Annotated in this window: 17 protein-coding genes; 14 read left to right on the top strand and 3 right to left on the bottom strand. The window is 64.0% G+C overall.

From position 1 onward, the window contains the following. Positions 1-67 precede the first annotated feature (67 nt). The 3 genes from prmB to JWQ90_RS07590 all read left to right on the top strand — a co-directional run bounded on the left by prmB (position 68) and on the right by JWQ90_RS07590 (position 4,405). Positions 68-976 carry a 50S ribosomal protein L3 N(5)-glutamine methyltransferase gene (gene prmB, locus JWQ90_RS07580; RefSeq protein ID WP_299691573.1) on the top strand — a complete coding sequence of 303 codons (909 nt, stop codon included), beginning with the start codon at positions 68-70 and terminating at the stop codon, positions 974-976. A 151-nt stretch (positions 977-1,127) separates the two neighbouring features. Then, the gene (gene aroC / locus JWQ90_RS07585) at positions 1,128-2,216 is read left to right on the top strand and encodes a chorismate synthase (RefSeq protein WP_299691576.1); all 1,089 of its coding nucleotides are present in this window, start codon (positions 1,128-1,130) and stop codon (positions 2,214-2,216) included. 215 nt (positions 2,217-2,431) lie between these two features. Further along, entirely contained in the window at positions 2,432-4,405 is a 1,974-nt protein-coding gene (locus JWQ90_RS07590) for an LTA synthase family protein (RefSeq protein ID WP_299691579.1), read from the top strand. On the opposite strand, the gene JWQ90_RS07595 is transcribed toward JWQ90_RS07590, so the two are convergent. Then, positions 4,396-5,778, bottom strand: a complete 1,383-nt coding sequence (locus JWQ90_RS07595; RefSeq protein WP_299691582.1) for a HAMP domain-containing sensor histidine kinase — start codon at positions 5,776-5,778, stop codon at positions 4,396-4,398. The two genes, JWQ90_RS07590 and JWQ90_RS07595, sit on opposite strands and share 10 nt — an antisense overlap. Positions 5,779-5,780: 2 nt before the next feature. Next, positions 5,781-6,476, bottom strand: a complete 696-nt coding sequence (locus JWQ90_RS07600) for a response regulator transcription factor (RefSeq protein WP_299691585.1) — start codon at positions 6,474-6,476, stop codon at positions 5,781-5,783. A 202-nt stretch (positions 6,477-6,678) separates the two neighbouring features. On the opposite strand from JWQ90_RS07600, the gene hutU reads away from it, so the two are divergent. From hutU to hutG, 6 genes are all read left to right on the top strand, one after another. Then, positions 6,679-8,364 carry a urocanate hydratase gene (hutU, locus tag JWQ90_RS07605; RefSeq protein ID WP_299691588.1) on the top strand — a complete coding sequence of 562 codons (1,686 nt, stop codon included), beginning with the start codon at positions 6,679-6,681 and terminating at the stop codon, positions 8,362-8,364. A gap of 130 nt (positions 8,365-8,494) precedes the next feature. Then, the gene (gene hutH / locus JWQ90_RS07610) at positions 8,495-10,027 is read left to right on the top strand and encodes a histidine ammonia-lyase (protein ID WP_299691591.1); all 1,533 of its coding nucleotides are present in this window, start codon (positions 8,495-8,497) and stop codon (positions 10,025-10,027) included. A gap of 10 nt (positions 10,028-10,037) precedes the next feature. Beyond that, positions 10,038-10,508 (top strand): thioesterase family protein, encoded by a 471-nt coding sequence (locus JWQ90_RS07615; RefSeq protein ID WP_299691594.1) that lies wholly within the window; start codon positions 10,038-10,040, stop codon positions 10,506-10,508. Beyond that, positions 10,505-11,878, top strand: a complete 1,374-nt coding sequence (locus JWQ90_RS07620; RefSeq protein ID WP_299691597.1) for a formimidoylglutamate deiminase — start codon at positions 10,505-10,507, stop codon at positions 11,876-11,878. The genes JWQ90_RS07615 and JWQ90_RS07620 overlap by 4 nt, the downstream gene beginning before the upstream one ends. Before the next feature lie 280 nt (positions 11,879-12,158). Then, positions 12,159-13,370 carry an imidazolonepropionase gene (gene hutI / locus JWQ90_RS07625; protein ID WP_299691600.1) on the top strand — a complete coding sequence of 404 codons (1,212 nt, stop codon included), beginning with the start codon at positions 12,159-12,161 and terminating at the stop codon, positions 13,368-13,370. An 85-nt stretch (positions 13,371-13,455) separates the two neighbouring features. Beyond that, on the top strand, positions 13,456-14,334 hold the full coding sequence (hutG, locus tag JWQ90_RS07630; protein WP_299691603.1) for an N-formylglutamate deformylase: 879 nt from the start codon (positions 13,456-13,458) through the stop codon (positions 14,332-14,334). Here hutG and JWQ90_RS07635 read toward each other — a convergent pair. Next, the gene (locus JWQ90_RS07635) at positions 14,272-16,731 is read right to left on the bottom strand and encodes a DUF349 domain-containing protein (protein ID WP_299691605.1); all 2,460 of its coding nucleotides are present in this window, start codon (positions 16,729-16,731) and stop codon (positions 14,272-14,274) included. The two genes, hutG and JWQ90_RS07635, sit on opposite strands and share 63 nt — an antisense overlap. A 160-nt stretch (positions 16,732-16,891) precedes the next feature. Here JWQ90_RS07635 and JWQ90_RS07640 point away from each other — a divergent pair, with 160 nt between their 5' ends. The 5 genes from JWQ90_RS07640 (at position 16,892) to JWQ90_RS07660 (ending at position 20,107) form a co-directional block, all read left to right on the top strand. Then, the gene (locus JWQ90_RS07640) at positions 16,892-17,311 is read left to right on the top strand and encodes a VOC family protein (RefSeq protein WP_299691608.1); all 420 of its coding nucleotides are present in this window, start codon (positions 16,892-16,894) and stop codon (positions 17,309-17,311) included. 329 nt (positions 17,312-17,640) lie between these two features. Next, the gene (locus tag JWQ90_RS07645; RefSeq protein ID WP_299691610.1) at positions 17,641-18,528 is read left to right on the top strand and encodes a hypothetical protein; all 888 of its coding nucleotides are present in this window, start codon (positions 17,641-17,643) and stop codon (positions 18,526-18,528) included. Then, on the top strand, positions 18,525-18,797 hold the full coding sequence (locus tag JWQ90_RS07650; protein WP_299691613.1) for a hypothetical protein: 273 nt from the start codon (positions 18,525-18,527) through the stop codon (positions 18,795-18,797). The genes JWQ90_RS07645 and JWQ90_RS07650 overlap by 4 nt, the downstream gene beginning before the upstream one ends. Positions 18,798-18,944: 147 nt before the next feature. Continuing rightward, positions 18,945-19,751, top strand: a complete 807-nt coding sequence (locus JWQ90_RS07655) for a hypothetical protein (RefSeq protein ID WP_299691616.1) — start codon at positions 18,945-18,947, stop codon at positions 19,749-19,751. Continuing rightward, positions 19,748-20,107 (top strand): hypothetical protein, encoded by a 360-nt coding sequence (locus tag JWQ90_RS07660; RefSeq protein ID WP_299691619.1) that lies wholly within the window; start codon positions 19,748-19,750, stop codon positions 20,105-20,107. The genes JWQ90_RS07655 and JWQ90_RS07660 overlap by 4 nt, the downstream gene beginning before the upstream one ends. Positions 20,108-20,277: the final 170 nt, after the last annotated feature.

The raw sequence follows: 20,277 nt of genomic DNA on the forward strand, positions 1-20,277 counted from the left end.
TGGCGTGGGTTGCGCGCCGCATAATTCAAATCTGTGTTGCCATTATTTCACGATCCGAACCCGCTCGATGACCGATACCCGCGACACCCAGGCTCTGATGACGGTACGCGACCTGGTTCGCTGGGGCGCAAGCGAGTTCGGCCGCCGCGGTCTCAGCTTCGGCCATGGCACTGACAATGCGCTGGACGAGGCGTTCCACCTGGTGCTGCACCAGCTGCACCTGAGCGCCGACCTGCCCACGCTGTACCTGGAATCCGCGGTCACCGCGTCCGAGCGCGAGGCGGTGCTGAATCTGCTGCAGCAGCGCATCGACACGCGCAAGCCGGCGGCGTACTTGATTGGCGAGATCCAGTTCTGCGGCATGAGCTTTTATGTCGACGAGCGCGTGCTGGTGCCGCGTTCGCCGATCGCCGAGATGATCGAGGCTCGCTTCGAGCCCTGGATCACAGGCGAGCCGCTGCAGATTCTCGATCTGTGCACCGGCAGCGGCTGCATCGGCATCGCCTGCGCCGACGTGTTCGAGGACGCCGAAGTCGATCTGGCCGAGATCGACGGCGGTGCGCTCGAAGTCTGCCGCCGCAACATCGCGCGTCATGACCTCGCGACCCGCGTGACCGCGATCCAGTCCGACCTGTTCGACGCGCTCGGCGGTCGCCGCTACGACCTGATCGTCAGCAACCCGCCGTATGTGCCGAGCGCCGAGTGGGAGGCGCTGTCGACCGAATTCAAGCGCGAGCCGAAGCTGGCGCTGGAGGCGGGCGAGGACGGCATGGACATCGTCGAGCGCATCCTGACGGAGGCGCCGGACTTTCTGGCCGAAGATGGCCTGCTGGTCTGCGAGATCGGCGGTTCGATCGACGAGTTCGAAGCGCGCTATCCGACCATTCCGGTCAGCTGGCCGGAGTTCACGCGCGGCGGCGACGGTGTGTTCGTGATCGCGCGCGCCGAGCTGGTGAGCTGGCTGGAGACACGATGACCCCTGGCCTTCTTGAAAAGAATTCCCCTCTCCCTCCGGGAGAGGGGCAGGGGTGAGGGTCTCGACGATCGCGCGGATTCCGAGTCCCTCATCCGCCCCTTCGGGGCACCTTCTCCCGGAGGGAGAAGGGACTACTCACGAGTTCTAAAACATGTCCGGTAACACCTTTGGCAAATCATTCACCGTCACCAGCTTCGGCGAGAGCCATGGCCCCGCGATCGGCTGCGTGATCGACGGCTGTCCGCCCGGTATGGAGCTGAGCGAAGCCGACATCCAGCCCGATCTGGACCGGCGCAAGCCCGGCACCAGCAAGTACGTCACGCAGCGCAAGGAAGAGGACAAGGTCCGGATTCTTTCGGGTGTGTTCGACGGCAAAACCACCGGCACGCCGATCGCGCTGCTGATCGAGAACACCGATCAGCGTTCCTACGACTACGCCAAGATCGCGCAGGTGTTCCGGCCGAACCATGCGGATTACGCGTATATCCAGAAATACGGCATTCGCGATCATCGCGGCGGCGGCCGCAGTTCGGCACGCGAGACCGCGGTACGGGTCGCGGCCGGTGCGGTGGCGAAGAAATACCTGAGCGAGAAACTCGGCGTGAAAGTGCGCGGCTATCTGGCGCAGATGGGGCCGATCGTGCTCGACCTGGTGGACTGGGACGCGGTCGAGAACAATTCGTTCTTCTCGCCGGATGCGTCGCGGGTGCCCGAAATGGAAGCGCTGATCGACCAGTTGCGCCGCGAAGGCGATTCGGTCGGCGCGCTGATCCGGGTTGTCGCCAGCGGCCTGCCGCCGGGGCTGGGCGAGCCGGTGTTCGATCGGCTCGACGCCGACCTCGCGCACGCGCTGATGGGTATCAACGCGGTCAAGGGCGTGGAGATCGGCGACGGCATGCGAGTCGCCGGCATGCGTGGCACCGAACATCGCGACGAGATGACGCCCGAGGCGTTTCTGTCGAACCATTCCGGCGGCATCGCCGGCGGCATCAGCACCGGCCAGGATCTGGTCTGCGCGCTTGCGATCAAGCCGACCTCGAGCATCACCACGCCGGGCCGGTCGATCGACAGCGAAGGCAAGGCGGTGGAGATGCGTACCACCGGCCGCCACGATCCCTGCGTCGGCATCCGCGCGACGCCGATCGCCGAGGCGATGGTCGCGCTGGTGCTGATCGACCACCTGCTGCGCCATCGTGCGCAGAACGCCGACGTGGTGCCGTCGACGCCGAGGATTCCGTAGATCCCGTAGCTTGGGGTGAGCGCAGCGAACCCCAACGGGGGTGCCGCGCCGATGTTGGGATTCGCTGCGCTCACCCCAACCTACGAGCCGCGAGCGGGTTAAAGTTCGTTAATCCTGTCGCCATCTTTGCGTTAAGCCGCTGGCGCCATCGTATGTGCCGCCCATAATGGGATTCCCATTGTCGGGAGGCGTCACGAAATTCCCAAAAAATAAAAATGCCTACGATCGACAACTCCCGTCCGTACTCTGTTCTTCCGCCGTCGAAGCTGTCCGCCTTCAAGCCGCTGTGGATGATGTTCGCGGTGCTGGTCACGCTGTCGGCAGTGCTGCGCAGCTACCTGTGGCTCCGCTTCGGTATCGCCGCGAACGTGCCGGCGATCCGCCTGCCGTCGATCCTGTTGCTCGGTGCGATCAACGATGCGATCGAGTTCCTGTATCTGCTGTTGCCGTTCGCGCTGTACCTGGCACTGACGAGCATGCGGTGGAACCGGCGCAGGGCCGGCCGCGTGCTGCTTTACGGCGGCGTCTGGCTGATGATCTTCGGCATGCTGTTCGTCTGCGCGATGGAGTATTTCTTCTTCGAGGAGTTCGATTCGCGCTTCAATCTGGTCGCGGTCGACTACCTGATCTATCCGACCGAAGTGATCGGCGACATCCGTGCCGAGTATCCGGTGGGATCGCTGAGCCTGATCCTGGGCGTGGTCGCGGCCTTCATCACCTGGGCGCTGCGCCGCCGCTTGGCCGCCTGGCCGGGCACCGAGCCGGTTTCCAAGTCGGCGCGCGCCGGCCTGGTCGGCGGTCTGGCGCTGCTGATCGTCGCTGCGATCGTCGCCTGGCCGGCGGATCGTCTGTCGCTATATCGCAACCGGGTCGCCAATGAGCTGGCCGCCAATGGCCCGGCCAATTTCTTCGCCGCGTTCCGCACCAATCACATCGACTACGACGCGTTCTACCGCACCGGTGATCCGCAGAAGATGCAGGATCTGCTGGTGCGCGACCTGCAGCGTGGCGGCGGCGAATTTGTCAATCTGCCGGCTGGTGATCTGACGCGCCGCTTTCCGGCACGACCCGAGGGCCTGGGCAAGCTCAATATCGTGCTGCTGTCCGAAGAATCGCTGGGTGCCGAGTTCGTCGGTACCTACGGTGACAAGCGCAATCTGACGCCGGAATTCGATGCGCTGGCCAAGCAGGGCCTGCTGTTCACACATGCCTATGCCACCGGCACGCGCACGGTCCGCGGGCTGGAGGCGTTCAGCGCCTCGTTCCCGCCGATCCCCAGCGAATCGATCATGAAACGCCAGGGCTTTGATGACATCGCGACCTGGGGCAAGACCATGCGCGGCCTCGGCTATCACACCAGCTTCCTGTACGGCGGCTTCGGTGCGTTCGACAACATGAACGCGTATTTCGCCGGCAATGGCTTCGCGCTATCGGACCGCTCCGATATCCAGCATCCCAAGTTCGCGAATATCTGGGGCGTGTCGGACGAGGATCTGTTCCATCATGCGATCGACTACTTCGACGCCCGTGCCAAGGACGGCAAGCCGTTCTTCTCGATCGTGATGTCGACCTCCAACCACAAGCCGTTCACGTTCCCCGACGGTATTCCCGGGATCAAGCCCAAGGGCGGCGGACGCAACGCCGGCACCCAGTACGCCGACTACGCGATCGGCGAATTCTTCCGCGAGGCGCGCAAGCATCCCTGGTTCGACAACACCCTCTTCATCGTCGCCGCGGATCACGGCGCGCGTGCCTACGGCAAGGCCGACATCCCGCTGTACAGCTACGAGATCCCGATGCTGATCCTGGCGCCGGCGCATCTGCAGCCGCGCCTGGTCGACACGCTGACCAGCCAGATCGACGTCGCACCGACCGTGCTGGGCATCCTCGGCCTGCCGTATCAGGCGCCGTTCTTCGGCCAGGACGTGCTGCGCTGGCCTGCGGGCGAACCGCGCACGCTGCTGTTCAATCACAACCACGACGTGGCGCTGATGCGTGACGGCAAGCTGTGCATTCTCGGCCTGCACCAGAGTGCCGAATGCCAGGGCTATGTGCGTACGCCGGGTGCGCCGGGGCCGGCGACCACGCATTTCTCGCATCTGGATCAGGCTGACCCGGAGCTGGTGGATCTGGCGACCGCGTACTACCAGACCGCGTACGACCAGTTCCAGTCGCATCGCTACCGCTGATTCGCCGGCCCTTGCCGCGGCCCGAGTGGCAATCGCAGCACGACTCTCGCGCCAGGACGGTTGTCTTCGATCTCGCAGCTGCCTTCGTGCAGCAGGGCCACCGCGCGCACCAGCGATAGACCGAGGCCGTTGCCGGCGGTGCTGCGGCTGGGATCGACGCGGTAAAGGCGCTGGAACACTTTGTCGCGCTGATCGGCGGCGACGCCGGGGCCGTTGTCGGCGACGACGAGTTGCACGATGTCATGCTCGACGGCCAGTTCGATGTCGATCTCTCCGCCCGCGGACGTGTATTTCAGGGCATTGTCGACGAGGTTGGCCAGCGCCTGGAACAGCAGATCGCGGCTGCCGTCGATGTGAACATCGTGCTGTACGCGCAGCAGCAGGGTCTTGCCCTCGGAGTTGGCGATCGGTTCGAACAACTGCTCGGCATCGATGGCGATGGCCGACAGGTCGACGTCGGTGAAGCTCTCGCGCAGGCGCCCCGATTCGACGTTGGCGATACGCAGCAAGGAGCCGAACGTGACCAGGATCGAGTCGACCTCCTCGATCGAATGGCCAATCGATCGCTGCAGCTCGGCGGCGCTGCTGCCTTGCGTGAGCGCGGCTTCGAGCCGCGCCCGCAGCCGCGCCAGCGGCAGGCGCAGATCGTGGGCGATGTTGTCGGTAACGCCGCGGATCGCGTCCATCAGCATGCCGATGCGATCCAGCATCGCGTTGATGTTGCGCCCCAGCGCATCGAACTCGTCGTTGCTGCCGCCGATCGGCACGCGCTGGCTCAGATCGCCCGCCATGATGTCGTGAGTGACCCGGTTGATCGACTCGATCTGGCGCAGCGTCGCCATCGTCACCAGCACACCGCCGCCGATCGCCAGCAGCAGCATCGCGCCCAGGCCGAAGCCCATCGAACGCGCCAGCGCCGAGCGCATTTCGCTGGCCTCGTAGTCGTTGAGCCCGACCAGGATGCGGCTGCCGTCGGGGAAGTGCGCCTCGCGCGCGCGGATCGTGCCGATCCCGTCACGCACAGGCAGCGTCAGAAAACCGTCCGGCTCGGGCGAGGCCCTGGGCCAGGGGTCGTGATCGCCGGCCAGGCGCCGACCATCCGCGGCCACGTACAGATACAACCAGTGATTGCTGTGGTCGGAGGTGTCGCGCGAATTGATCAGGCCGATGACGCCGTCGATGCCGTCGAGCTGGTAGTCGGCTTCGAGCATATCGAGTTCCGACGACACAAACTCGTCGACGTGGCTGCGCACGTAGTTGCCGGCGATCAGGTAGATGAAGCCGAGCAGCACGGTGATCGACACGCCGAACAGCGCCGCGTACAGCAGCGCCAAGCGCAGTGCGCGGGAGCGCAGCAGCTCCAGCGCGCGCATTTTCAGGCGCGCGGCGAGGCCGGCGGCAGGCGCAGGCAGTAGCCGGCGCCACGCACGGTCTGGATCAGCGGCGCATCACCGTCCTCGTCGATCTTGCCGCGCAGCCGCGAGATATGGACGTCGATGACATTGGTCTGCGGGTCGAAGTGATAATCCCAGACGTTCTCGAACAGCATCGTGCGCGTGACCACCTGGCCGGCGTTACGCATCAGGTATTCGAGCAGCCGGAATTCCTGCGGCTTGAGATCGACGCTGCGGCTGCCGCGGCGCACGCTGCGCGCCAGCAGATCCATCTCCAGGTTGGCGACGCGCAGCACGGTTTCGGCGGAGTTGCTGCCGCGGCCGCGGCGCAGCACCGCTTCCAGGCGCGCCAGCAGTTCAGCGAACGAGTACGGCTTGACCAGATAGTCGTCGCCGCCGGCGCGCAGGCCGCGTACCCGATCGTCGACTTCGCCCAGCGCCGACAGGATGATCGTCGGCGTGGTGTTGCCGGCGGCGCGCAAGGTCGAGATGATCGTCAGCCCGTCGACCTGTGGCAGCAGGCGGTCGACGATCATGCCGTCGTATCGTTCCGATGCGGCCATGAACAGGCCGTCCTTGCCGCTGGCGGCATGATCGACGGTGTGGCCGACTTCGCGCAGGCCCTTGCTCAGGTAAGCCGCGGTGTCGGTGTCGTCTTCGATGATCAGGAGTCGCATGCTGTGTATTGTGCGCTACGCCAATGCGGGCCGGCAGCGCGTAGCGTGTAGGTTGGGGTGAGCGCAGCGAACCCCAACATTCGTCCGCGCTGATGTTGGGGTTCGCTGCGCTCACCCCAACCTACACGGCTGAGTACTTTCTCAGCTTGCATCACCCGCCCGTGGATGTTTGAGTAGCCGCCTGCCGCTATCGAGACCCGCCATGCAACCCACGATGCCCGCCGCCCGCGTCGTCCGCGCCGCCCGCGGCAGCCAGCTCAGCGCCCGCTCCTGGCTGACCGAAGCGCCGCTGCGCATGCTGATGAACAATCTCGATCCCGAGGTCGCCGAACGGCCCGAGGATCTGATCGTCTACGGCGGCATCGGCCGCGCCGCGCGCGACTGGGCCAGCTATGACGCGATTGTCGCGACCTTGAGGCGGCTCGGCGACGACGAGACCCTGCTGGTGCAATCCGGCAAGCCGGTCGGCGTGTTCCGCACCCATGCCGACGCGCCGCGCGTGCTGATCGCCAACTCCAACCTGGTGCCGCACTGGGCGACCTGGGAGCACTTTCACGAGCTCGATGCCAAGGGCCTGATGATGTATGGCCAGATGACGGCCGGCTCGTGGATCTATATCGGCAGCCAGGGCATCGTGCAGGGCACTTACGAGACTTTCGTCGAAGCCGGGCGCCAGCATTTCGGCGGCGAACTGGGCGGCAAATGGATACTGACCGGCGGGCTCGGCGGCATGGGCGGTGCGCAGCCGCTGGCGGCGACGATGGCCGGCGCGGCGATGCTCGCGGTGGAGTGCGACAGCACGCGTATCGACATGCGGCTGCGCACGCGCTACCTCGACAAGCGCGCCGATACGCTAGACGAAGCGCTGGCGATGATCACTGAGGCGGTCGCGCGCAGGCAGGCGATCTCGGTGGGCCTGCTCGGCAATGCCGCCGACGTGTTCCCGGAGCTGCTGAAACGCAGCCAGGCCGGCGATGCGCGCGCGCGTCCGGACCTGGTCACCGACCAGACCAGTGCGCACGATCCGCTGAACGGCTATCTGCCGCAGGGCTGGAGCCTGGACCAGGCCATCGCCGCGCGTCGTGACGAGCCGCAGCGCGTGATCAACGAGGCCAAGCAGTCGATGGCGGTGCAGGTTCGCGCGATGCTCGGTTTCCACGCGCTTGGCATCCCGACCGTCGACTACGGCAACAACATCCGCCAGATGGCGCTGGAAGCCGGTGTCGAACGCGCCTTCGATTTCCCGGGTTTCGTGCCGGCCTACATCCGCCCGCTGTTTTGCCGCGGTGTCGGCCCGTTCCGCTGGGCCGCGCTGTCCGGCGATCCCGAGGACATCTGGCGCACCGATGCAAAAGTCAAAGAGCTGCTGCCGGACAACGCACAGCTGCATCGCTGGCTGGACATGGCGAAGGAGCGCATCGCATTCCAGGGCCTGCCGGCGCGGATCTGCTGGATCGGCCTGGGCGATCGCGCCAAGGTCGGCCTGGCGTTCAACCAGATGGTCGCCAGCGGCGAGCTGAAAGCGCCGGTAGTGATCGGCCGCGATCACCTGGATTCGGGTTCGGTGGCCAGCCCGAACCGTGAGACCGAGAGCATGCGCGACGGCTCCGACGCGGTTTCCGACTGGCCCCTGCTCAATGCGCTGCTGAACTGCGCCAGCGGCGCTACCTGGGTGTCGCTGCATCATGGCGGCGGCGTCGGCATGGGCTACTCGCAGCACGCCGGCATGGTCATCGTCTGTGATGGGACCGATGCCGCCGCGCAGCGCATCGCGCGCGTGCTGACCAACGATCCGGGCACCGGCGTGATGCGTCACGCCGACGCCGGCTACGATATCGCGATCCAATGCGCGAAAGAGCAGGGGCTGGACCTGCCGATGATCAAATGAATGAAGTTCCTCCCCCGCTCGCGGGGGAGGGTCAGGGTGGGGGCGTTCGTCGCGGCGCTGCTCCCTCATCATCGCCCCCATCCCGGCCTTCCCCCGCAAGCGGGGGAAGGAGACAAGAAGGAGCAAGCTCATGTCCGAATGGCACCTCAAACCGGGCCGATTGAAGCTGCGCGAACTGCGCCATCTGCTCGACGGGCGCCCGCGGCTGTCGATCGATCCCTCGGCCTGGGCGGCGGTCGACGCCTCTGCCTTGGCGGTACAGACCGCGGTCGAACGCGGCACGCCGCTGTATGGCATCAACACCGGCTTCGGCAAGCTGGCCAAGACCCATATCCCGCAGGATCAGCTCACCCAGTTGCAGCGCAATCTGGTGCGCTCGCATGCGGTCGGCACCGGGCATCTGCTCGACGACGAAACCGTGCGGCTGATTCTGGTATTGAAGGCGGCGAGCCTGGCGCGCGGTTTTTCCGGCGTGCGGCGCTACGTGATCGAAACGCTGCTGGCCTTGTACAACGCCGGCGTGCTGCCCTGCATTCCGTCCAAGGGCTCGGTCGGCGCGTCCGGCGATCTGGCGCCGCTGGCGCATATGACGATGGCGCTGATGGGCGAGGGCGAGGTGCGCGTCGACGGCCTGGTGATACCGGCCAGGCTCGGGCTGTCGAGAGCCGGCATCGCGCCGATCGAACTCGCCGCCAAGGAAGGCCTGGCCCTGCTGAACGGCACCCAGGTATCCACCGCGCTGGCGCTGCGCGCGCTGATGGAAACCGAGGACGTGTTTGCCGCCGCGGTCGTCACCGGTGCGCTGTCGGTCGACGCCGCCCGAGGCTCCGATGCGCCGTTCGACGAGCGCATTCACGAGGTGCGCGGCCAGATCGGGCAGATCGCGGTCGCGGGCGCGTACCGGCGGCTGCTCGAAGGCAGTGCGATCCGCCGTTCGCACCTGGTCAACGACGACCGCGTGCAGGACCCGTACAGCCTGCGCTGCCAGCCACAGGTGATGGGTGCCTGTCTGGACCTGATCAACCAGGCCGCGCGCACCTTGGTGATCGAGGCCAATGCGGTCAGCGACAACCCGCTGGTGTTCGGCGATGAAGTCATTTCGGGTGGCAACTTCCACGCCGAGCCGGTGGCGCTCGCCGCCGACACGCTGGCGCTGGCGATTGCCGAAATCGGCGCTCTGTCCGAGCGCCGCACTGCGCTGCTGATCGACGCCACGCTGTCGGGCCTGCCGGGCTTTCTGGTGCGTGAACCCGGCATCAATTCCGGGTTCATGATGGCGCACGTCACCGCTGCGGCGCTCGCCTCGGAGAACAAGTCGCTGGCGCATCCGGCCAGCGTCGACAGCCTGCCGACCTCGGCCAACCAGGAGGACCACGTCAGCATGGCGACCTTCGCCGCGCGGCGTCTGCTGGAGATGACCGCGAACACCCGCACCATCGTCGCGATCGAGCTGCTCGCGGCGGCGCAGGGGATCGACTTCCACGCGCCGCTGCAGACCTCCGAGCCGCTGCGCTTCGTCCATGAGGCGCTGCGCGAGAAGGTGGGTTTTTACGCAGAGGATCGCTATTTCGCGCCGGATATCGCCGCCGCCGACGAACTGCTCGCCGACGAGGCGCTGACGCCGATGGTGTCCGACCTGTTGCCGTCGTGGAGCAGCAACTGAGGAGTCCTCGATGACGCCGCCATTCCGCTATTACCTGCGCGTCCGTTACGGCGAATGCGATGCGCAGAAAGTGGTGTTCAACGCCCGCTACGGAGACTACGTCGATCTCGCCAGCTCCGAGTTCATCAACGCCCTCGGCTACGCCAGCCAGACCGTCAGCGGCGCGATGGACTGGCAGCTGGTGCGCCAGACCATCGAATGGGAGGCGCCGGCGCGTTTCGGCGACGTGCTGGAAATCAGCGTCTCGACGGCGCGGCTGGGCACCACCTCGTTCACGCTGGGCTTCGACTTTCGCGTGGTCGGCCGCGAGGAGGTGACGGCGCGTTGCGAAACGGTCTATGTGCTGGTGAACAGCAGCAGTTTGAGCAAGCGCGAGCTGCCGGCGAAATTTCGCGAGCGCCTGCAACTCGGGGCGCCTGGCGTCATCTGCGACCACGCCGGATTGTTCACTGCCGTTGCGGTCAACCAGGATCGAGTGTGAGGGCTTTTTCCCTCGAACATGCCTTGCTGCCGCAGGGCTGGGCCAGCAAGGTGCTCATCGAGGTCGATGCCGCTGGCATGATCGCCAGCGTCACCACCGATTCCGAAGCCGGCAACGCCGAGCGCATCGCCGGCTGTGTACTGCCGGGCATGCCCAATCTGCATTCGCATGCCTTCCAGCGCGCGCTCGCCGGGCTCACCGAAAAGGGCGGCCCGGCGCACGATAGTTTCTGGTCCTGGCGCGAGCAGATGTATCGCTTTCTCGAGCGGCTGACGCCGGATGACGTCGAGGCAATCGCGACGCGGCTGTATATCGAAATGCTGGAGGCAGGTTATACGACGGTCGCCGAGTTCCAGTACCTGCATCACGACCCCAAAGGCGAAGTGTATTCACAGGCGGACGAGATGTCACAGCGGCTGATCGCGGCGGCAAAAACCGCCGGCATAGCGCTGACGCTGCTGCCAGTGTTCTATGCGCACAGCCAGTTCGGCGGCGAGCCGCCGACTGAGGGGCAACGCCGCTTCATCCACAGCGTCAATGGTTTCAATCGTCTGGTTTCCGATCTGCATGCGCAGCTGATCCACGAGCCGCAGATGCGCCTCGGCATCGCGCCGCATTCGCTGCGCGCAGTGACACCGCATGAACTGGCTGCCGTAGTCGCTCATTTCGAAATCCTGGATCCGCGCGGGCCGATCCACATCCACGCGGCCGAGCAGCGCAAGGAGGTGGAGGACAGCCTCGCCTGGAGCGGTTGCCGCCCGGTCGCCTGGCTGCTGGAGCACGCCGGGCTCGACCCGCGCTGGTGCCTGATTCATGCGACGCACATGGGGCCGGATGAAGTCGCCGGCCTGGCGGCGACCGGCGCCGTGGCCGGCTTGTGCCCGAGCACCGAGGCCGACCTCGGTGATGGTTTTTTTGCGGCGCCCGAGTACCTCGCGGCCAGGGGGCAGTTCGGCATCGGCGGCGACAGCCATGTCGGGGTCGATCCGTTCTTTGAACTGCGCTTGTTCGAGTACGGCCAACGCCTGCGTGCGCAGCGACGCAACGTGCTGGCCGGCGAGACCGGCGCATCGCTGGGCGAGGCTCTGTATCGGCGCGCCGCGATCGGCGGCGCGCGCGCGGTCGGCCAGTATGTGGGCTCGCTGGAAGTCGGCCGTCGCGCTGACTGGGTCGTACTAAATGGCGACGATGCTGCGCTGGCCGAGCACGCGCCGCAGCAGATACTCGACGCGGCGATCTTCGGCCCCGCACGCCAGCCGGTGCGCGACGTGATGGTCGCCGGGCAATGGCGCGTGCGCGACGGCCGCCATGCTGCGGCCGAGACCAGCAAGGCCGCGTACCGCGCGTCGCTGCGCCGGCTGCTGCAATGACCGATACCAGCAATGCCGTAGGGCGGGTCGAGACCCGCCGCTTTCCGCGATCTGCTGCGCAGATGGCGGGTCACGCCCCCAATGGCACTACCTTAAGCGTTGCAGTCCCTTCTCCCGCTTGCGTTCGATGCTGCCCCGAAGGGGCGGATGAGGGGCTGTTCGGTGGGAAGAAGCCCCTCACCCGGCGCTCCGCGCCACCCTCTCCCGCAAGCGGGAGAGGGGATTTTCTTCCTAAGGTAGTGCCATTGGGGTATGACCCGCGCTACGCGAGGTCGGGCTCATGAGCGGCGATGCCGTCTGGATCAATGCCCGGATCGCCACGCTGGCGGCGGACGCCGCCGACGGCTACGGCCTGATCGACGATGGCGCCATCGCGATCAGTGGCGACCGCATCGCCTGGATCGGCACACGGCGCGATCTGCCGGCAGACTACCGCGGAGTAGTCGAGCACGACTGCGGCGGCGCCTGGATCACGCCCGGCCTGATCGACTGTCATACGCATCTGGTCTACGCCGGCGATCGCGCGGCCGAGTTCGAGCAGCGCCTGCTCGGTGCGAGCTACGAGGACATCGCGCGCGCCGGCGGCGGCATTCAGTCCACCGTCAAGGCGACGCGCGCGGCCAGCGAAGACGAGCTGCTGCGGCAGTCGGCCGGGCGCCTGGCCGCACTGATCGCCGAAGGCCTGACGACGATCGAGATCAAGTCCGGCTACGGTCTGGATCTGGCCAGTGAAATGAAGATCCTGAATACCGCGCGCCGGCTGGCTCGGCAGCACGGCATCGAGCTCAGGACCACGTTCCTGGGCGCGCATGCGCTGCCGCCGGAATTCGCCGGCCGCGCCGACGACTACATCGCGGAAGTCTGCGAACACATGCTGCCGGCGATCGCGACCGCAGGCCTGGCTGACGCGGTCGATGCGTTCTGCGAGACCATTGCGTTCACGCGCGAGCAGACCGCGCGCGTATTCGAGGCCGCGCAGCGTTTTGGCCTGCCGGTCAAGCTGCACGCCGATCAGCTCAGCGACTCCGGCGGCGCTGCGCTGGCCGCGCAGTACGGCGCACTGTCGGCTGATCACCTGGAATGCGCGTCGGAGGACTCGGTGCGCGCGATGGCGCAAGCCGGCACCGTCGCGGTGCTGTTGCCCGGCGCGTATTACTTTCTGCGCGACACGCATCTGCCGCCGATCGCGCTGCTGCGCGAGCATCGGGTGCCGATCGCGATTTCCACCGACTGCAATCCCGGCACCTCGCCGTGCACTTCGCTGCTGCTGATGCTCAACATGGCCTGCACGCTGTTCCGGCTGACGCCGGCCGAGGCTCTGGCCGGCGTGACGCGGAATGCAGCGCTGGCGCTGGGCCTGCGTGATCGTGGCCAACTCGCCGTGGGCATGCGCGCCGATTTCGCGTTATGGGATATCGGGCATCCGGCCGAACTGGCTTACGCCTTCGGCGCGAATCCCTGCGTGGGCCGAATTTTCGGCGGTAAACGGTAGGTTGGGGTGAGCGCAGCGAACCCCAACATCGGCGCCGACCCTGTTGGGGTTCGCTGCGCTCACCCCAACCTACCTGGGACGAGCAATGTCTAGCCTCTATACCCTCAACGAAGGCACAGCGCCTTTGATCATCAACGTACCGCACGCCGGTACCTACGTGCCGCCCGATATCCTCGCCGATCTGACGCCGATCGCGCAGACGCTGGCCGATACCGACTGGCACGTACCGCTGCTCTACGAGTTCGCGCTGGCCGCCGGCGCGACGCTGATGGCGGCGACGCATTCGCGCTACGTGATCGATCTGAACCGCGACCCCGGCAATGCCGCGCTGTATCCGGGTGCCGACAACACCGAGCTTTGCCCGACACGCAGCTTTCACAACGAAGACTTGTACCTCACCAAGCGCGCGCCATCGGAGGACGCAATCAAGCAGCGGCGCGAGCAATATTGGACGCCATACCACGCCGAGCTTGCACGACAGATCGCGCGCGTCAAACAGCAGCATGGCTACGCACTGCTACTGGACGCACACTCGATCGCTTCGGTATTGCCGCGCTTCTTCGACGGCCGGCTGCCCGATCTGAATCTCGGCACCGCCGACGGCGCCAGCTGCGATGCCGGACTGCAGAACACCGCCTGGCAAGTGCTGAACGGCAGCGAGCACTTCAGCTCGATCGTCAACGGCCGCTTCAAGGGCGGCTACATCACCCGTCATTACGGCAGGCCCGGCGAGCAGCTGTATGCGCTGCAGCTGGAAATAACCCAGCGCGCCTACATGGACGAGGGCGCGCCCTATGCGTGGAATCCGACGCAGGCCGTACTCTTGATTGAAGTGTTGAAGCGCCTGGTCGAGACGCTGCTGACCTGTGTGAGCCGGCGCAGCGACAACGACCTGCATCGGTCAGAGACGAGCATCGACGGGAGGCTTGCCCCGCTCGCGACAGCACCGGAATCTGCGCAATAGGGGCTCGTATGCCACATCCTCAACAGGGCCGACACGCACCCAGTCAATCGCCATGGTGTCCAATTGTGTCTCATCAGCCTTGAGACCCTGGCCCATGCCCTGCACCAGGCGTTGTAGCTGATAGTCGCGGCGCAAGGCTTGATCCTCCGGCGGAGTCGGCATGTCGGTCAGTATTTCGGCACGGATGCACAGCATCTTCACAGCCGCCTCATTCGCCGCAAGATCTGTGGAGCGCTCACCGGCGAGCGCCTGCTTGAGCGCGTCGAAACCGCCTTTGGGCCATCGCTGGACGGAGGCAATGTAGGTTTCGGCAGCCTCTTTCAACGTGTCGATCAGCGTAGTGTCCAAACGGCGTGCCACGGCGAGCCTGTAGGCGCGGATATGATCGGCGGCTTCGAACAGATCGTCCCAGGCACGCTCGGCGCCGCGTGCATGTTGGCGGGCGATTGACTCTCCGCAACGCTCCAGCCCCTGATCAAGCCGGTTGCGAAGCTCACGCGTATCGGCACGCGGAAACTCGCCGAGCGCCTCGAAGGCACTACGTGTGTCGCCCAGCGCTGCGGCGCGCGCCAGCAACTCAGCCCCCTCGAGAGCGGCGATCTTCTCGAGCTGTTCGCACAAGGCAATGGCCTGCGCCTTGTTGTTCTCGAGTCCGGCCGTGTAGGCGGCAAAGTCCTGCTCGCGCTTCTGGAACACCGCATCGCTGTGCTGGCGGAATTGCCCCCAGAGGTCTTGATCCACCTCGCGCGGCACAGGGCCCACTGTTCGCCACTGCTGTTGCAGCTCCTTGATCGCGTCGATTGCCTTGTGATCATCGTCGCTGGTGAGCAAAGCCTGAGCCCGCTCGATCAGCGCCTCCTTCTGCTTCAGGTTGCGGGCGTACTCGGCATCCAGTCGGCCCTGCAGGCTCGCGGTGAGGGCCGCGAACTTCTGCTGCTGCGGCTTGCCGGCACCGCGGTCCACAGGTGAGCAGCGGCGCCACTCCTGCTTCAGCTCGTGCAGCGCCCTGATGACGGCCCGCCAGTCCGCTTGCTCCCAGTTGTGTCCCGCCTCGAACGCGCTAAACCTGGCGATCAAGGCATCGCGACGCCGCAGATTCTCCTCCCGGACGAGGGCCTGGGCAGCAAAATATTCGCTGCACGGCTGATACGCCTTCTTAGCCGCTTGCTGAAAGCGCTGCCAATCCGCCTCAAAATTCTCGCCGGCGCCTTTGCTAAGGGTGCGCCACTGATCCTGCAGACTCTTGATCCTCTCGGCGAGCGCCAGAGGATCCAGCGTTGCGTCAACGAGCGACTCCATTTTCTCGATCAGCTCGGCGCGCTTCGGCGTCACCGAGAAACTCTTCCAATCCTTCAACTCGTCGAGCTGCTGGTCGAGCTGTTGTAACTGGCTGGCCAGGTTGGCCGGCAGAGGCGGGGCTCCCGCCAGCTTCTCCTCGATGGCCCGTCGCACCCCAGCCGCGCGGGAGGTGCTGCCGCCGCTCAGCGCAGCACGTGCCTTCCGGATCAGTTCGCCGATTTCGCGAACCGCCTGCTGATCAGCCTGCCGTTCTTCGGCCAGCGCACGCTTCTGTTCCTCTAGAACTCGAGCTTGCTCCGCTGCCGCTGCGGCGGATGCCTGCTGCTGCTGTTCGCGCAGGCGCCGTGCCTCTGCAGCCGCGTTGGCGGCAGCCTGCTCACGTGATGCCTGGGCCGCCGCCTGGCGCAGATGTTCGGCAATGGTCTCCTGCGAGCGGGCTATCCATTGCTGGACTCTGCCGCGCAGCTCTGGATCGGCCTGCGCGGCCACCGCAGTCCAGCGGTTCTCGAACTGATCCAGTCTCGCGCTGTACAAGGCGTCGTACGGGCGTTGGCTGTGGCGCTCGAGGGCTGCCGAAGCCGCATTGATCTCGGCTTGCAGCTGATCGAGCTTGCGGGCCTGCTCGAGCAGGACATCGCGCTTGGCTGTCAGGACCTTGTAGACACTCTTGTCATTGCCACCGCGTACCTCGCGGATGAGTTGCCGCAGCACATCAGGATCTTCGATTGCGCGGGCCGCTGCCTGGCGAACCTGGGTCGATGCTCCCGCAACGACCAGCCGGGCCACCGCCTGGATGTCCCGGGCATCGATGGCCGACTGCAAAGCTTTCTCCTCGGCAAGAGCGGCCAGCGCGCGATCGACTGCGCGCGGCTTCGGATGCGCCTTGTCGGCTTTTTCGTAAGGGCCCGGTTGAGGAGCTGAGGGCGGAACTGGCGAGAGCGATGGCGCTTTGCGAAACAAGCGCGAGAACAACGACATTATTGACCTGCGCAGCAGATGGGCCGGCGAGCATTCTACCCGGCTTGGAATTCCTGCTTCATCCAGGTAGTTCCTGCTAACGAGCGCAATGGGCTGGAAGCCGCCGTAGGCGACAGGCATGTTCGTGCCAGCAGCGGATGTCCATCAGGGGCATTTTGCCGGGAACGATTCGTCGCCGTAGCGAAAATAATCTCCGTGCATGTCGAAATGGCGGCGGGCCATTCGTCAAACAAGTGACAACGTCACATTGTCGCCCTCGAACCTAATGGAGAAGCCACCCATGTCCAAGATGATTTTCATCAGCCTGCCCGTCACCGACCTCGATGTGTCGGTGGCCTTCTATAAGGCGATCGGTTTTGTGAACAACCCTCAATTTACGGACGATACGGCGGCCTGCATGGTCTGGAGCGAGGCCATCAACGTGATGCTGCTCACCCACGCGAAGTGGCGCACGTTCACGAGCCGCCCGATCCCGCCATCAACCTCGAGCGAAGTGTCGCTTGCCCTGACTTGCGACAGCCGCGAATCGGTCGACGCCATGAACGAGGCGGCAGCTGCAAACGGCGGAACGGCCGACATCAATCCGGTTCAGGACCACGGCTCCATGTATGGCCGGGACATGGCCGACCCCGATGGCCACATCTGGGGGGCGATGTGGATGGACCTGGCAGCAATCTCCTCTGGCGACCAGAAGGAATGAGGGCAGCTGCAGCTTGCCAGATGTACGCTTCGGGTTGATTGGAGTTGACTGTCATCGTCGCGTTCGTGCCAGAACCAGTCACTCGCCTATGTCGCTCTGTGCAACTCATGCTCTCAGAAGCTGCCTTTGAGGGAGTGGCGGAATGTTTCTACCTCAGCCTGCTGATCAATTACTTGCGGCCTTTGACTGTCATTCAGAAAGGCTAAAGACAGCACCCGTACCGTCTGAAAATGTAATTTTCGTGGAAATAGTCAATTTTCATTGACACCTGAGCCTGAGAGAGGCACAGTGCAGGACGTTAACTGCAGTTTTCCAAGAAAATATCATTTATGGCCAAGCCCAAAAATACCTCCAAGCAATCGCCGTCCGACAAGAAGTTTCCATCGCATCCCGACGATGCCCTCTTCGACAGCTTCTACAACGCAGTCAAAGAAACCATGGGCGCCCTCGAAGCCTCTTATGGAGTGACCGGCGTCGTTCAGCAGATTTTTGGTGACGAAGAGGATGAAAGTGTCATGCGTAATCGCCTCCGTGAGCACCAGTCATGGAAGTTGCTTTGTCAGCTCTACGACTACGCCATCCATGGCCAGCCGCAGAGTGGATTGGCAGAAATGGACCTTGTGCTTTCCGCCTCGGACGTTCTTAAGTTGGCGACCTCGGAAATGCAGGAGCCGCCGCATGAATGGTCCGAGATTGTTGCAATGGCAGACGGACGCTTCTGTTTGGATGAGGGCAGCCCAATGATACCCATGAGTGTCTCGCTTCTTGCCGGAGTGGATATCCGCACCATACGCAACGCAATGAGCGCGGGCGATCTGGTCAAGCTGGACGCCAAAGACGGCAGCTCGCTCATCGAGAATTCTTCTGCACGTCACTGGTTGCTCGGTCGACGCAACTTCAAGCCGACAGTGGTTGGTGCACAGAGTCATGGGCTACGACTCGAGGATCTCAGGACACCTTCTCAGTTTGGTCAGTTCCTGCGCGAACAACGCGCGCGGATCGGTGCTGATCGTCCTCAGGGCAAGCTGGTCGTGATGCACCAGTCGGTCGGAGCCGAAGCCATTTTGGCCGTCGAAAATGGCGTCTTCAACTTGCCGCTGGATTGTGTCCTCCCTCTGGCAGATTTTTACCAGGTCGATCGGCGAGCGCTGATCGATTGTGTGATGAAAGTTTTTTTCCCCAAAGAGTTGCGATTGCTGAAGGGAGAAGAGGCATGAATAGCATGACGACGACGAGTCACGCCAAGGCGAGGCAGAGGCAGCGCGGAATCAATGACCTTCAGATCGCTTTGCTGCATGCGTTCGGCGAACCGACGTATCAGAAGGGTGGTGGCTGCACGGTTCGAATTCGTGAACAGCTACGGCTGGAGTTGCGCGGTGCCCTGGACAAGATGCAAGACGTCGCTTTGGTCGAGGGGAGCTTTGGGAAGGTCGTGACAGTCCTACATGAGGACCGCAGGTCCAAACGGATGTATCGCGTCAAGTGACACGACACCTCTCCTGCAACGCATAGCGATCCACATCGCGACCCGCTTAGACAATCAAGCTCATCGTTTCCGATATGCCCTGTAGATCTACTGCGGGTTACCGGCGTCGCAACTTACCCGCTGTCCACATGGAATTTTCAAGCCGCTATGGACTACTCATCTTTCCATCGATTCGCCCCCATCATCCAAAACCTCTCGTCGTCAGAGCTGAAAGGTGCTGACTCACTATTCGAAAAGCTGCTGATGAAACGGGAAGGGGATCTCAGCATCAGCTATGTCCCTTTTGAGTTCATCAACAAAGAAGCACGCGTGGTAATCGTCGGCATCACCCCCGGCAAGACCCAAATGGTCAATGCGGTTGCCGAAGTGAGGCGACAACTCGATAGCGGCTGTAGCGCTGAAGGTGCGCTTCAAGCGGCAAAATTGACCGGGGCCTTCAGTGGAGCAATGCGCCCCAATCTGATCGCCCTTCTGGACAAGATTGGCATGAATCAGCACCTTGGACTCAGGACGTGCGAACAGCTCTTCGGAACACGTAGTCTGCTGGCCCAGACGACATCGGCGTTAAGGAACGCCGTCTTTCTGCGAAATGGCAACTACAACGGGACGCCGAACATGGTAAAGACGCCTGTCCTGAAACGCGAATTGATGTCTGGCTTCGCAGTCGAAGCACGGCTATTGCCTGAAGCTGTGTTCGTGCCTCTCGGTGGGACCGTGGCAGATGCCCTGGCTTATCTGGTGTCCGAAGGCGTGATCAAGCGTCATCAAGTGCTCGATGGTCTTCCGCACCCTGCGGGTGCTAATGCCGAGCGAATCGCTTACTTCCTGGGTCGGAAGCGCCGCGAACTTTTGTCAGTCAAGACCAATCCCGACAAGATCGACCGCGAAAAAGCGTTGGTGATTGCACAGGTGAGTTCTTTGGGTTCTCTTGTGCACGGAGGCGTAATCCAATGAGCACCACCTCAAATTGCACTGAAGTCGAGTCTGCCATCCAATTCCTCCTTGGTTTGGGTGCCCGGCCGATCAATGCGACGCAATACATTGCAAGTTTTAGCATCGGGGCCGCGCGCCAGCTAGCCATCGAGAAAGAGAAGAAGTCGATTTATCTTTGGACGCAAGCTTGCCGCGAGTCTGCGCCACCTGAGTTGGCTTGTTTTCTTCGACGACACTACTCAGCGTCGAAAAGCCGCAACTCGAACCTCAACGAGAAGAATGCCCCGCTTCTTAAAGCGGGCAACGCTGCGGATTATTGGATGTTTCCCACTATTGGCGAGCTAGTCCGGTTCGTTCACTGGTACAGAAAGCCCTGATCTTTGACCCCGAGGTTGGCTGCTTCAATGTCCGCTTAGGGCTAATTCTGTTGAAAAACTCGGGGCTGCAATTTGGATACCGATGAAACTCGGAAAAGTGCTCGCGTAGGATTGATTCTGTGACTTTGATTCAGTGGAGTTGGTCAGAACCGCACTGACGCGAACACCGG

Origin of the sequence: Hydrocarboniphaga sp. (genome assembly GCF_028291725.1) — a bacterium.
Classification (GTDB): Bacteria; Pseudomonadota; Gammaproteobacteria; order Nevskiales; family Nevskiaceae; genus Hydrocarboniphaga.

Bases quoted from the DNA above. Each gene is read 5' to 3' on its own strand.
- JWQ90_RS07590 (WP_299691579.1), top strand. From the start codon at position 2,432: ATGCCTACGATCGACAACTCCCGTCCGTACTCTGTTCTTCCGCCGTCG.
- prmB (WP_299691573.1), top strand. From the start codon at position 68: ATGACCGATACCCGCGACACCCAGGCTCTGATGACGGTACGCGACCTG.
- JWQ90_RS07600 (WP_299691585.1), bottom strand. From the start codon at position 6,476: ATGCGACTCCTGATCATCGAAGACGACACCGACACCGCGGCTTACCTG.
- JWQ90_RS07655 (WP_299691616.1), top strand. From the start codon at position 18,945: ATGGACTACTCATCTTTCCATCGATTCGCCCCCATCATCCAAAACCTC.
- JWQ90_RS07660 (WP_299691619.1), top strand. From the start codon at position 19,748: ATGAGCACCACCTCAAATTGCACTGAAGTCGAGTCTGCCATCCAATTC.
- hutH (WP_299691591.1), top strand. From the start codon at position 8,495: ATGTCCGAATGGCACCTCAAACCGGGCCGATTGAAGCTGCGCGAACTG.
- JWQ90_RS07640 (WP_299691608.1), top strand. From the start codon at position 16,892: ATGTCCAAGATGATTTTCATCAGCCTGCCCGTCACCGACCTCGATGTG.
- JWQ90_RS07615 (WP_299691594.1), top strand. From the start codon at position 10,038: ATGACGCCGCCATTCCGCTATTACCTGCGCGTCCGTTACGGCGAATGC.
- JWQ90_RS07645 (WP_299691610.1), top strand. From the start codon at position 17,641: ATGGCCAAGCCCAAAAATACCTCCAAGCAATCGCCGTCCGACAAGAAG.
- JWQ90_RS07635 (WP_299691605.1), bottom strand. From the start codon at position 16,731: ATGCCTGTCGCCTACGGCGGCTTCCAGCCCATTGCGCTCGTTAGCAGG.
- JWQ90_RS07650 (WP_299691613.1), top strand. From the start codon at position 18,525: ATGAATAGCATGACGACGACGAGTCACGCCAAGGCGAGGCAGAGGCAG.
- hutG (WP_299691603.1), top strand. From the start codon at position 13,456: ATGTCTAGCCTCTATACCCTCAACGAAGGCACAGCGCCTTTGATCATC.
- JWQ90_RS07595 (WP_299691582.1), bottom strand. From the start codon at position 5,778: ATGCGCGCGCTGGAGCTGCTGCGCTCCCGCGCACTGCGCTTGGCGCTG.
- hutI (WP_299691600.1), top strand. From the start codon at position 12,159: ATGAGCGGCGATGCCGTCTGGATCAATGCCCGGATCGCCACGCTGGCG.
- hutU (WP_299691588.1), top strand. From the start codon at position 6,679: ATGCAACCCACGATGCCCGCCGCCCGCGTCGTCCGCGCCGCCCGCGGC.
- aroC (WP_299691576.1), top strand. From the start codon at position 1,128: ATGTCCGGTAACACCTTTGGCAAATCATTCACCGTCACCAGCTTCGGC.